Here is a 13,010-nt window from a genome sequence, read left to right as displayed (position 1 = left end):
ATCCTGAACACCAACGAGCGATAATGCAGCCCCAAAAATTGGCGGCGGGTGCTGCTTATGGGCTTTATGACCACCTTGAATGCCATGACGGCATTCTCTACAATGACGCACTTTTTACCCATTTCAGGTCATATTGATGAGCGATACCAACACCAAACCGGCACTGCCGGATCACCTTGCGGGCAACCCGCGCAGCCCGCACCATGTCGCAGCCTGTTTCGAACACCCGATCGGTATTCGACTCAATGGTAAAGAGCGCACCGATGTCGAGGAGTATTGCATCAGTGAAGGCTGGGTGAAGATCCCCTCCCCCAAGGCGCTGGATCGTCGCGGTCAGCCGATCCTGATCACCCTGAAAGGCACCGTTGAGGCCTACTATATCGAGTCCGTTTAACTGCTGCGGCCTGCCTCTTCGGCTTACCTGGCCAGCGGGTCTGTCACTGCAGTCAACAACAAGGCCACCATAACGGTGGCCTTGTTGTTTCTGGCATCTGCCAAGGTGAACGACTTGCGGGCAGAATCAGCGGCGCTTACACCCCCAAACGGTCGCGCAGGGTATACCAGGCCGCGCCGGCGGCGGTAAAGGGGATACGGAACAGGCGGCCACCGGGGAAGGGATAGTGCGGCAGCTTGGCGAAGGCATCGAAGCGTTCAGCCTGACCGCTCAATACCTCGGAGAGCAGCTTGCCCGCCAGATGGGTACAGGTGACACCATGGCCGCTGTAACCCTGCATGTAATAGATGTTGGGGCCGATGCGGCCAAACTGCGGCAGGCGCGACAGGGTCAGCAGGAAGTTGCCGGTCCAGGTGTACTCCACCTTGACGCCAGCCAGCTGCGGGAAGGTCTTGAGCATCTTGGGGATGATCAGCCGTTCGATATCCGCCGGATCCCGCGCGCCATACACAACGCCACCGCCGTAGAGCAGACGGTGATCGCCGGAGGTGCGGTAGTAGTCGAGCAGGTAGTTACAATCTTCCAGGCAGTAATTTTGCGGCAACAGGGAACGAGCCCGCTCCTCCCCCAGTACCTCGGTGGCGATCACCTGGGTACCGCAGGGCATACTCTTGCCAGCGAGCTCGGGCACCAGGTTGCCGAGATAGGCGTTGCCGGCCACTACCACGAAGCGCGCCTTCACCACCCCCTTGGCGGTCTTCACCAGTGCCGGTTGGCCCGGGGTAATGCTGGTGACGGCGGATTGCTCAAAAATCCGCCCCCCCTGCATGCGGATGGCTTCGGCCTCCCCCAGCGCCAGGTTGAGGGGGTGAATATGGCCGCCGCTCTTGTCGAGCAGGCCGCCGACGTAGCGATCACTCGCTACCACCTCGCGGATCCCGTCCCCGTCGAGCAGCTCCAGCTTGTCGTTGCCCCACTTCTGCCAACGGGCCTGCTGGGCCTTGAGCTCATGGAGCTGGCGCTCCGTCTCGGCGGCAAAGACGCCCCCCTCCTGCAGGTCGCACTGAATGTTGTAGCGTTTGATCCGCTCGCGGATGATCTGCCCCCCTTCAAACAACATGGAGCCGAGCAGCTTTGCCTGATCCGGCGGGCAGTTCGCTTCTATGGTGTCGATATCGCGGCTGTAGGAGTTGACGATCTGGCCGCCGTTGCGACCGCTGGCGCCAAAGCCTACCCGGGCCGCCTCCAGCACCACCACCGAATAGCCCTTTTCTACCAGATGCAGCGCACTGGAAAGGCCGGTGTAACCTGCCCCTATGATGCAGACATCGCACTCAAGCTGCTCGGTCAATGTCGGATAGGATGCGTGTTGATTGGCACTGGCTGCGTAGTAACTGTTTACATGCTCGGTCATGATCCCTGTTTCCTTACCGGTTCTTTTCCCAAACGAGACGTAGTCTCGACACTAGAAGTTGGCCGGGGTATGGGCGCTGACGATGCGACAAGTCTGCCCCGACGGATTGCTGAAACTGTGGGGCTCGCCTGTGTCGATCACATAGCTGTCCCCGGCGCTGAGTGGATAGGTCTGCCCGGCCACCGTCAGGATCACAGACCCTTCCAGCACGGTACCGACCTCCTCCCCCAGATGCTTGACCTGACCGCCAGTGTCGGTGCCGGGGGCATAGGTCTCCAGCATGAAGCCAAGCTGGCGACGATTATTGCCGTTGTGCACCAGCTTCATGGAAACCCCCTGACTGCCCAGCTCGATCAGCTGCTCGGCCTTGATCACTACGCTTGGCGCACGCCCCTCCTCCTCGGCAAAGAAACGCGACAGCGGCAACTCATAGACGTTAAGCAGCTTCTGCAAGGAGGCCACCGACGGGCTCACCTTGTCCTGCTCTATCATGCAGATGGCGCCGTGGGTCAGCCCGCTCAGCTCGGCGACCCGTCGCTGGGAGAGCCCGAGACGGCGGCGTGTGGCGGCGAGGCGCTCCCCCATACTCTTGTCCATCAGCGGGTTAGCTGTCATGGTCTGCCGCTTTGCCTCTGCTTGTGGTTGCTGCATCGCCCACCTCCTTGTGTGCCTGCCGACTTGCGTATTTATCTGCTTGTGTGCCTGTCGAGTGTGCTTGCGGATCGGTTCGAGGGCGCAACCGGTTAAAATAGCGAGTCACATTGCCGGACCTGTTCGTTATCCTGCACGGCACGTGCCGTTCATTATTTTGCACACTCAATCCCACAAAAACCGGTAAAATCGCCCTAACAGCTCCATTTCTAGCATGCAGCGCCCCGTTTACTCAAATATATTTAACACTTGAAAAACATTTAAGCTCAATTTATGGTCTTTCTGTGCTTATTATTCTATACGGTGGCAGCACAGGATCCCTTGGCCACCCTGACCCACAATCGAGGCTTCCTTCTATGTCAGCATCACAACCCGCTCTCTCCTTGATCAAGTCCCTTGCCTATATAGATGGTCGCTGGTGCGAGGCGCATAGCGGACGCCACTTCGAGGTACTCAATCCGGCCAATGGCCAGATCATCACCCAGGTACCCGACATGGACGAGGTGGACACCCGCCGCGCCATCGAGGCCGCCAGTGCGGCGCAAGCGCCCTGGGCCGCCCTCACGGCCAAGGAGCGCAGCAACAAACTCTACGCCTGGTTTGAACTCATCATGGCCAATCAGGACGAGCTGGCTCGCATCATGACCTGCGAGCAGGGCAAGCCGCTGGCCGAGGCCAAGGGGGAAGTGGCTTACGGCGCCAGCTTTATCCAGTGGTTCGCAGAAGAGGGCAAGCGCGCCTATGGCCGCACCATTCCGGGTTTTTCCAGCGACAGGCGTCTGGCCACCATCAAGCAGCCGGTGGGGGTGGTCGCCGCCATCACGCCATGGAACTTCCCCATCGCCATGATCACCCGCAAGGCGGGACCGGCACTGGCAGCCGGTTGCACCATCGTCATCAAACCTGCCGCCGAGACTCCGCTGTGCGCGCTGGCGCTGGCTGCGCTGGCGGAAGCGGCCGGCATTCCGGCTGGCGTTATCAATATCGTTACTACCCATCACTCGTCAGCGGTGGGCAACGAGCTGTGCAACAACAAGGCTGTGCGCAAGCTCTCCTTCACCGGCTCGACCCGCATCGGCAAGCTGCTGATGCGCCAGTGCGCCGACACCATGAAGAAGCTGTCGCTGGAGCTGGGTGGCAACGCCCCCTTCATCGTGTTTGACGATGCCGATCTCGACGCCGCCATCGCCGGGGCGCTCGCTTCCAAGTACCGCAACGCGGGCCAGACTTGCGTCTGTGCCAACCGTATCCTGGTGCAGGCCGGTGTCTACGATGCCTTCGCCGAGAGGCTGACTGCCGCCGTGCAGGGCTTCAAGGTGGGGGATGGCATGAGCGAGGGCACCCAGATAGGCCCGCTGATCAACCCCGCCGCGGCCAGCAAGGTGGCCGAGCTGGTCAAGCAGGCCGAAGCCGCCGGCGCCAAGGTGCTGGTGGGCGGCGAGCCGCATCCCGCCGGCCCGCTGTTCTACCAGCCCACCATTTTGGGCAATGTCGATAAAACCAACCCCATTTTGCAGGAGGAGATCTTCGGCCCGGTCGCTCCGCTGGTACGTTTCGACACCGAAGCCGAGGCAATCGCCATCGCCAACGACACCCCCTACGGGCTGGCCGCCTACTTCTATGGCCGCGACATAGCCCGGGTGTGGCGGGTAGCCGAGCAGCTCGAATACGGCATGGTGGGCATCAACGAGGGGATCATCTCCACCGAGCTGGCCCCCTTTGGCGGCATCAAGGAGTCGGGTCTGGGCCGCGAAGGGGCGGCAGAGGGGCTGGAAGAGTATCTGGAAACCAAATATCTCTGCTTTGGGGGCATTCGCTAGGAGCGGATTTATACCAGACCCCGGCTTCTCCCTTCTCAAGAAGGAGGAGCAAACTGCCCGACCTGCCAAGGGAGGGGCGGGATGGGGTCCGGCTATCAAGCTGCAGCGTGCCTTTGCAGGCATACCGTCATGAAAAGGACCAAGTGAGCGCTCCCGGTTGGGAGGCTCGCCACATTGAGACAGGGGCCAAGGCCTCTCAGGGAGGAAAGATGAGTCATTCAGATAGCCATGCAGACAACAACCAGGCCTGGCAGGCCCGCCGTGAAGCGGCCGTGGTCAACGGCGTCGGCACCCTGCTGCCGGTGTTTATTGAGCGGGCGAAGAACGCCGAGCTGTGGGATGTGGAGGGCAACCGCTACATCGACTTTGCCTCCGGCATCGCCGTGCTCAACACGGGCCACAACCACCCCAAAGTGGTGGCGGCAGTGCGTGAACAGCTCGAAAAATTCAGCCACACCTGCTTTCAGGTCACCCCCTACCCCGGCTATATCGAGCTTGCCGAGAAGCTCAACGCCCTGGTGCCCGGCTCTACGCCAAAGCGCACCCTGTTTCTCTCCACCGGCGCCGAGGCGGTGGAGAACGCCATCAAGATAGCCCGCGCCCACACGGGCCGCAGCGGCACCATCGCCTTCAAGGGGGGCTTCCACGGTCGCACCATGATGGGGATGGCACTCACCGGCAAGGTAGTGCCCTACAAAACGGGTTTCGGCCCCTTCCCGGGAGAGGTCTATCACCTGCCCTTCCCGAGCGATTACCTGGGGGTGAGCGAGGCCGATGCCCTTGCCGCACTGGATCTCTGCTTCAGCTCGGATATAGAACCGGCCCGGGTGGCAGCCATCATTCTTGAACCCGTGCAGGGTGAAGGGGGTTTCTACTCCGCTTCTCCCAGCTTTATGCAGAGCCTGCGCAAGCTGTGCGATCAGCACGGCATAGTGCTCATCTGTGACGAGATCCAGAGCGGTTTCTGTCGCACCGGCAAAACCTTTGCCACTGAATACAGCGGCATAGAACCAGACATAATGACACTCGCCAAGAGTCTGGCCGGTGGCTTCCCTCTCTCGGCCGTGGTGGGCAAGGCGGCCATCATGAACGCTGCCAAGCCGGGCGGTCTGGGGGGCACTTATGCGGGTTCCCCCATCGCCTGCGCCGCCGCCCTGGCGGTGCTGGAGGTGATCGAAGAGGAGCAACTCAACCAGAAAGCCCTGGCTCAGGGGGCGCAGATCAAGGCTCGCCTGCATCAGCTGGCCGAGGGTTTTGACTGCATCGGCGACATTCGCGGCCCCGGCGCCATGGTGGCCATGGAGCTGGTCAAGGGTCGGGATGCCAGCCAGCCTGACCCGGACCTCACCAAACGGCTGGTGGCCGAGGCCGGCAAACGCGGGCTTGTGCTGCTCTCCTGCGGCGTGCGGGCCAACGTCATCCGCTTCCTGGCGCCCCTTACCGCCACTCCGGCTTTGATCGAGGAAGGGCTGGCTCTGCTGGAACAGGCGCTCACCGCCGCTAGTCAGAGCTAGATCCACCCGGTTTCATCGGTCATGGCGAAAAATACCGTGAGATAACCGCAGGCCGCCCATCGCGGACGGCCTGCTCATACGGTATTATCCCCGCCCCAAAAATGATGACAGGCGCGCTGGGCTCCCTCCAAGGCCAGCCACACTGTCACGCGTCCTTCGCCTGCCTGCGGCGCGGGACATACGCCCCAAATTCGAGGAGAGAGGCCAATGGCTCAACGCCCGGCTCGATTGAAGCAAACCCTGACCCTGTGGCAAGTGGTAGTGATGGGATTGGCCTATATGACCCCCATGGTGGTGTTCGATACCTTTGGCATCGTCACCGACATCACTCAGGGCCATGTGACTACCGCCTACCTGCTGGCCCTGGTGGGCGTGCTGTTCACAGCCACCAGCTATAGCCAGATGGTGCGCCACTATCCGGTTGCCGGCTCCGCCTATACCTATGCCCAGAAGGAGTTCTCCCCCGTGGTGGGCTTCATGGTGGGCTGGTCATCCCTGCTCGACTACATGTTCCTGCCGATGATCAACATGCTGCTGGCCAAGATCTACCTGACCGCCCTGTTTCCCGGCATCGAACCCTGGATCTTCATCTGCGCCATGACGGCGCTGATGACCCTCATCAACCTGCGCGGCATCGATCTGGTGGCCAACCTCAACGGCGTCATCATCTTGATCCAGATCGCCATCATGGTGGTGTTTCTGGCCCTGATCGGATACGGCATCGCCCAGGGTGAAGGGGTCGGCACCGTCAGCCTGCAGCCCATCTACAGCGTCAACACAGAAGTGTTGCCACTGCTGACCGGCGCCACCATCCTCTGTTTCTCCTTTCTGGGATTTGACAGCCTGAGCGCCCTCAGTGAAGAGACCCCCAACGCCGGCAAGGTGATCCCCAAGGCCATCTTCCTGACGGCCTTGCTGGGCGGCCTCATCTTCGTGGTGGTGGCCTATGCCCTGCAGCTCTACTTCCCGGATGCCTCCCGCTTCAAGGAGCCGGATGCCGTGCTGCCCGAGATTGCCCTCTATGTGGGCGGCAAGCTGTTCCAGAGCGTGGTGCTGGTCTGTGCCTGCGTGGCCGTGCTGGCGTCGGGACTCTCCTCCCACGCTGGTGTCTCCCGCATCCTCTACGTGATGGGGCGGGACAAGGTGCTGCCCCAGCGCACCTTCGGCTATATCCACCCCAAGTGGCAGACACCCGTGTTCAATATCCTGCTGGTGGGCATACTGGCGCTGTCGGCCATCAGCTTCGATCTGGAAATCGCCCTGGCCCTGATCAACTTCGGTGCCCTGGTGGCCTTTACCGTGGTCAATCTGTCAGTGATCGCCTGCTATTACGTGCGTCAGGGGCGCAACAAAACCCTTAAGGATCACCTGCAATATCTGGTGCTGCCCCTGTGCGGGGCAGGGACTGTCGCGATTCTCTGGCTCAATCTCGAACTAACCTCCCTTATCCTCGGCATTATCTGGGCTGCCATAGGGGGAATTTATCTGTTTTTGCGTACCACCTTCTGGCGCGTATCCTTGCCAACCTATTGAGCTGCAAGCCTTGCCAACACTGGGCTGGCGCCGCTCTCCCCCGAACGGGTGACGACGCCATTTATTGATATAAAACAGGTCATTGATAATTCTCTTGCCCGGAATGCCTTTAGTGGCTTGTCTTCCCCCCCCATCTGGGGCAAAATCCCGCCGCTTTCATAACCGATGTGATCCCACATCGGTTATTTTTCATTTTGAAAAATTTTATTACCACTCGAGGCCGGACAACTTCCGGAAATGATATCAAGGTTCAGATGAACCTAATGCCGCAATGAGGAAAAACATGGGGCTCTTGTTTGCTTTGTCTCCGGTCGCCACCGGAACCTGCTTTGGTCGCCGCGCGACCAACGTCTGTGGTTTGCATACCGATGTTGTGAGTACGCGAGAACCCGGTCCCATGGCCTCAAGCCATTCCACTTCCTGCCACCCGTGCAAGGAGGAAGCCTGAATGAGCCAGCAACCCGTTCGTCTGAAAAAAACCCTCAGCATGTGGCAGGTGGTGGTGATGGGCCTCGCCTATCTGACCCCCATGGCCGTGTTCGATACCTTCGCCATCGTCGGTGACATTACCGAAGGTCGGGTCGCCACTGCCTATCTGCTGGCGCTGGGCGGCATACTGCTGACCGCGTTCAGCTACGGCCATCTGGTGCGCAAGTTCCCCTCTGCGGGCTCTGCCTATACCTATGCCCAGAAGGTGTTCAACCCCTACATCGGTTTCATGGTGGGCTGGTCTTCCCTGCTCGACTATATGTTCATGCCGATGATCAATATCCTGCTGGCCAAGATCTACCTGACCGCCATGTTCCCCGGAGTTGATCCCTGGATTTTCATCTTCGGTCTGGTGACTGTGATGACCTTCCTCAACCTGCGCGGCATCAACCTGGTAGCCAACTTCAATGGCCTGATAGTGGTGATCCAGCTGGCCATCATCACCCTCTTCATCGGTCTGATGGGCTGGGGCATCTACCAGGGTGAGGGCGCAGCGACCCTGATAAGCAGCCGGCCGTTCCACTTCGAATCCGCCAGCGTGGTGCCGCTCTTTACCGGTGCGACCATCCTCTGCTTCTCCTTCCTCGGCTTCGACGGCCTGAGTTCGCTCAGTGAAGAGACCCCGAACGCCGGCAAGGTGATACCGCGTGCCATAGTGCTGACAGCCCTCATTGGCGGCGTCATCTTCGTGGTGGTCTCCTACTGCCTGCAGCTCTACTTCCCGGATCTGGCCCGCTTCAAGGAGCCCGATGCCGTGTTGCCCGAGATCGCCCTCTACGTCGGCGGCGCCTTCTTCCAGAGCGTGGTGCTGGTGTGCACCACAGTGGCGGTACTGGCCTCCGGCATGGCGGCGCACGCAGGCGTGTCCCGCATCCTCTACGTCATGGGGCGCGATCGCATGATCCCGGAGCGGGTATTTGGCTACATCCATCCAAAATACCGGACGCCGGCCATCAACGTGCTGATGGTGGGCTGTCTCGCTCTCTCCGCCGTGTCGTTTGATCTCGACACAGCGCTGGCGCTGGTGAACTTCGGTGCCCTGGTGGCCTTCACCTTCGTCAACCTGTCGGTCATAGGCCAGTTCTGGGTACGCGAGAAGCGCAACAAGAGCATCAAGGATCACCTGCTCTACCTGCTGCTGCCGCTGCTCGGCGCCGCCACTATCGGTGCGCTCTGGATCAACCTGGAACAGAGTTCCCTGGAGCTGGGCCTGATCTGGGCGGGTCTCGGGGTCACCTATCTGTTCCTGCGTCTGGCGGTGTTCCGCATTCCCTTCCGTCAGTACGAAGAGACTGCCGACTCCCAATAAGGGAGCGCGCCACACAGCAAAAAAGCAGAAGGGGAGCCATGGCTCCCCTTCTTGCTATCCGGCCCTCTGCGCAGTCCTGTCATCAAACCATCATAAAAGTGTCACTTTGTAATATTTCTGTCATAGAGCCTTGATTAAATGCGCGGGTCTACTTCAACCCCGAACGGTATCACCGTCCTCAAGAGGCTACATGCAACAGACGCAATCCTTGCCACAACAGCGAGCATCCCACTTCAGATCGCTGTTCAACTGGGTCACGGTTATCGCACTGGTCTACATCATTCTGGTTGCCGTTGGCGCCGTTTCCCACGGCTTCAAGGGCTTCTCCGGCGGCGCCGAGGGCGCAGCCCAGATCTTCGCCTTCGCAAACAATCCCTTTGTCGCCCTGCTGCTCGGCATACTGGCGACGGCCCTGGTGCAATCCTCCAGCACTGTCACCTCGGTGATCGTCGGTCTGGTGGCGGGCGGCCTGCCCATCGGCATGGCCATCCCCATGGTGATGGGGGCCAACCTCGGCACCACCATCACCAACACCATAGTCTCCATGGGCCATATCAGGGACAGGGCCGAGTTTCGCCGTGCCTTTGCCGCCGCCACCGTGCACGACTTCTTCAACCTGCTGGCTGTGTTTATCTTCATGCCACTGGAGCTGATGTTTGGCCTGCTGCAAAAGAGCGCCGAGTGGCTGGCCACGCTGCTGGTAGGCTCCGCTGACATGTCGATGCAGGGGATGGACTTTATGAAGCCCCTTATCTCCCCTGCCCTCAACCTTATCGACAGCGCGGTCGCCTTCTTGCCGGGCAAGGGCGCCGCCATCGCCACCATCGTCATCGGCATACTGCTGATCCTCGGCTGCGTCACCTGGCTCGGCAAGGTACTGCAACGAGTGCTGGTAGGGCGTGCCAGGGATCTGCTACACAAGGCGCTGGGTCGTGGTCCGCTGACCGGCATCGCCTCCGGTACCATGGTCACCGTCATGGTGCAGTCCTCCTCCACCACCACCAGCCTGATGATACCCCTGGCTGGCAGCGGCCTGTTCACCACCCGCCAGCTCTACCCCTTCACCCTGGGGGCAAATATCGGCACCACCATCACGGCCCTGCTGGCGGCCACCGCCATCAGTGGTGCCGGTGCCAAGCTGGCGCTGACCATAGCCCTGGTGCATGTGCTGTTCAACCTGTTTGCCGTGGCGCTCATCTATGGCGTGCCCTTCCTGCGGGAATTGCCCATCAAGGCGGCCGAGGGGCTGGCCCGGGTCGGTAGCGAGAACAAGCTGCTGGCACTGGGTTATGTGGCCGGGCTCTTCTTCGCCCTGCCCGCCCTCATGATGGTGGCGGCTAAGTAATCCGCCCTGATGAGGCGAGGGGGCTGGATCTTGGCCCCCTCGTCGTCTGTCTGCCCCATCACATCCTCCTGCGTCCCGGCTCGCCCTCCCTCCCCGACTGGGATAAGATGCCGCCTTCATTGCCTTTAAGGAAAAACTGATGAAATTCATTCTGATCGCGCTGCTGATTGCCGGTGTCGCCTACTACTTCTACTCCAGCAGCAACAACAAAAAACAAGCGGTGGAAAATGTGCGCAAGGGCGCCGAGTTCCTCGCCAGCAACAAAGACAAACCTCTGGTGACCACCACGGCCTCCGGTCTGCAATACGAGGTACTGACCCCGGGCACTGGCACGGTTCACCCCACAGCTACCAGCAAAGTGAAGGTGCACTACGAGGGCAAGCTGCTGGACGGCACCGTCTTCGACAGCTCGGTCGCCCGCGGCGAGCCCATCGAATTTGGCCTCAATCAGGTGATAGCTGGCTGGACCGAAGGGGTACAGCTGATGGTGGAAGGTGAGAAGACCCGCTTCTACATCCCTGCCAGTCTGGCCTATGGCGACCGTGCCGCTGGCAAAATACCGCCAGGATCCGTGCTGATCTTTGACGTTGAGCTGCTGGGCATCCAGTAAGTCCGTCCCTCGACAGCGCCTTATGACAAGGCCAGCGCACTGCGCTGGCCTTGTTGTTTCTGCTTATCTGCAGCCCTGCCCTGTCACGCTAACCACTGTTACTATCAACCAATAGTGAACAGTGCTTATACATGATGCTAGATTGTTAACCTTGCATCCCAGGCAGATAATGACCCCATCGTCAGTGGCCCGACGCACTGACCCCAGTTTCGGGTACGCAATGCGTACCGACACAGCTTATATGGAGTCTTGTCATGTCTATCGCCCCCGTCTGGTTTATCTCTCACGGCGCTCCGGATCTGGTTCTGCGCGACCAGCCGGCCACCGACTTCCTGAAAACATTGCGCCTTGGCGATATAAATGGACTGGTGCTGATCTCGGCACACTGGTTCAGCCGCACGGACCTGCAGATCAACGTCGAGCCCAATCCGGCGCTCATGTATGACTTCTACGGTTTTCCGGAGCCGCTCTACCATATTCGCTGGCCGGCAACGAGTCCGCTGTGGTTGCAGGAGGCGGTGGGCGATCAGCTGATGCTGGCGGGCTTGCCGGCCACACAGGTGCGCCGCGAGCTGGATCACGGCGTCTGGTCGCCGCTCTCCCTGATGGATCCGGCCAGCGAGATCCCCCTGGTGCAGATCTCCATTCCGGCCAGTTTCAGCCCGGCCCAGCTCTGGCAACTGGGGGAAGCACTGCAGAGCCTGCGCGAACAGGGGATAGGCATACTGGCCTCCGGCGCCATTACCCACAACCTGCGGGCTCTCGGGCCGGACAACTCGCCCGTCCCCGGCTGGGCCAGCGATTTTGTGAACTGGCTGGAGCAGACCATGGCTAACGCCGATCGACCGGCGCTGGAAGAGTACAGAACGCGAGCCCCGGGAGCGGTGGAAGCACACCCCCATGACGATCACCTGCGCCCGCTGTTTGTGGCGCTGGGGGCCGCCGGCAAGGACAAGCCCCACAAGCTGCACGACAGCTGGGATGGCGGCAGCCTCTACATGGGCTCCTACCGGTTCGGTTGAGCTGCACCTAAGCCGTTGGCTAAACGCAGCATCGAATGCAAGCTCGACAGCGTGGGAGCTCAGCACGCAAGTGCAGTGGCATCAAGGGCTGGAGTATCAGGGCACAAGCGTGTGTAATAGCCGCTTGTTTTCAGCAGGCGCGCGCACTTCATGCAACTCAAACCCCTTCTCAAGGGCCGCTTTCAGCCCCACTGGCAGGCCAGCCACGATCTGATCAAACAGGTGGTCGAATCCTGCATCACGGAGCGGCGCCTTATTTCCGAGGGGGAGCCCCTGATGCGTCAGGGGGAGCCGTTGCGGGATCTGGTGCTGGTGCCAAACGGCCGCATTGCCATGGGCCACACCGCCATGAACGGCCGCCGCTTTCAGCTCGGCACCCTGGAGTGCGACAACCAGCTGTTTGGCGAGATGGAGTTCTTTACCGGCTATCGCTGCCAGCTCGACATCATGGCCGAGGAGCCGCTCGAAGTAGCTCGCATCGACGGCGAACGGCTGGAGCAGGCGCTGGTCGCCCATCCCAAGGTGGCGCTCTTCTTCGCCACTGCGATTGCCATCGACTATCAGGACACGGTGGATATCTTCACCTGCCGCATGCTCTACCCCATCAGCTACAACATTGCCCTCGACCTCTATCACAGCCACAGCCATGACAATCCGGTGAGTGGTTTCAGCAAGGGGTATCAGGAAGCGGAGCGCTTCGGCACCACGGACCGCGTCTACCGGCGGGCGGTGAAAGAGCTGATGGACAAGGGGCTGGTGGCGCGCGGCGAGCAAGGGTTGCAGATCCGGGATCTGGCGGGGCTCAAGGGGTTTCTCGAACAACCGTAAGCAAAGCAGGCGCAGCCTTGGGCAAAAGAGCACAGCCATAACCACCCAGCCCAACACAAAATAAAAGAGGGGCGGTCCAAA

11 protein-coding genes are annotated in these 13,010 nt (G+C 60.6%); 9 read left to right on the top strand and 2 right to left on the bottom strand.

Annotated elements, in window-relative coordinates:
• Positions 1 to 136: 136 nt before the first annotated feature.
• Entirely contained in the window at positions 137 to 394 is a 258-nt protein-coding gene (locus AC1P02_RS11710) for a DUF3297 family protein (RefSeq protein ID WP_005312504.1), read from the top strand.
• A gap of 136 nt (positions 395 to 530) precedes the next feature.
• On the opposite strand, the gene AC1P02_RS11705 is transcribed toward AC1P02_RS11710, so the two are convergent.
• Both AC1P02_RS11705 and puuR read right to left on the bottom strand, forming a co-directional pair.
• Complete coding sequence (locus AC1P02_RS11705; RefSeq protein WP_485182270.1) at positions 531 to 1,808, bottom strand: NAD(P)/FAD-dependent oxidoreductase; 1,278 nt, start codon at positions 1,806 to 1,808, stop codon at positions 531 to 533.
• 51 nt (positions 1,809 to 1,859) lie between these two features.
• The gene (gene puuR, locus AC1P02_RS11700; RefSeq protein ID WP_005312499.1) at positions 1,860 to 2,459 is read right to left on the bottom strand and encodes an HTH-type transcriptional regulator PuuR; all 600 of its coding nucleotides are present in this window, start codon (positions 2,457 to 2,459) and stop codon (positions 1,860 to 1,862) included.
• Between the two features lie 356 nt (positions 2,460 to 2,815).
• Here puuR and AC1P02_RS11695 point away from each other — a divergent pair, with 356 nt between their 5' ends.
• From AC1P02_RS11695 to AC1P02_RS11660, 8 genes are all read left to right on the top strand, one after another.
• A complete protein-coding gene (locus AC1P02_RS11695; protein ID WP_265421287.1) occupies positions 2,816 to 4,279 on the top strand; it encodes an NAD-dependent succinate-semialdehyde dehydrogenase in 1,464 nt (487 codons plus the stop codon).
• A 209-nt stretch (positions 4,280 to 4,488) separates the two neighbouring features.
• Positions 4,489 to 5,793 (top strand): 4-aminobutyrate--2-oxoglutarate transaminase, encoded by a 1,305-nt coding sequence (gene gabT / locus AC1P02_RS11690; RefSeq protein ID WP_485182269.1) that lies wholly within the window; start codon positions 4,489 to 4,491, stop codon positions 5,791 to 5,793.
• A gap of 207 nt (positions 5,794 to 6,000) precedes the next feature.
• On the top strand, positions 6,001 to 7,326 hold the full coding sequence (locus tag AC1P02_RS11685; protein WP_265433401.1) for an APC family permease: 1,326 nt from the start codon (positions 6,001 to 6,003) through the stop codon (positions 7,324 to 7,326).
• A gap of 448 nt (positions 7,327 to 7,774) precedes the next feature.
• A complete protein-coding gene (locus tag AC1P02_RS11680; protein ID WP_058394310.1) occupies positions 7,775 to 9,124 on the top strand; it encodes an APC family permease in 1,350 nt (449 codons plus the stop codon).
• A 190-nt stretch (positions 9,125 to 9,314) separates the two neighbouring features.
• Positions 9,315 to 10,469: a Na/Pi cotransporter family protein gene (locus AC1P02_RS11675; protein ID WP_485182268.1), complete on the top strand. Its 1,155-nt coding sequence runs from the start codon at positions 9,315 to 9,317 to the stop codon at positions 10,467 to 10,469.
• A gap of 139 nt (positions 10,470 to 10,608) precedes the next feature.
• Entirely contained in the window at positions 10,609 to 11,079 is a 471-nt protein-coding gene (gene bamJ, locus AC1P02_RS11670) for a BamJ family beta-barrel-assembly machinery protein (protein ID WP_265462176.1), read from the top strand.
• A gap of 254 nt (positions 11,080 to 11,333) precedes the next feature.
• Positions 11,334 to 12,101 carry a DODA-type extradiol aromatic ring-opening family dioxygenase gene (locus AC1P02_RS11665; protein WP_485182267.1) on the top strand — a complete coding sequence of 256 codons (768 nt, stop codon included), beginning with the start codon at positions 11,334 to 11,336 and terminating at the stop codon, positions 12,099 to 12,101.
• Between the two features lie 150 nt (positions 12,102 to 12,251).
• Entirely contained in the window at positions 12,252 to 12,929 is a 678-nt protein-coding gene (locus tag AC1P02_RS11660; RefSeq protein WP_485182266.1) for a Crp/Fnr family transcriptional regulator, read from the top strand.
• Positions 12,930 to 13,010: the final 81 nt, after the last annotated feature.

The organism is Aeromonas sp. TS_SC_11, from assembly GCF_057318915.1.
This window is presented reverse-complemented; position numbering and strand designations above follow the sequence as displayed.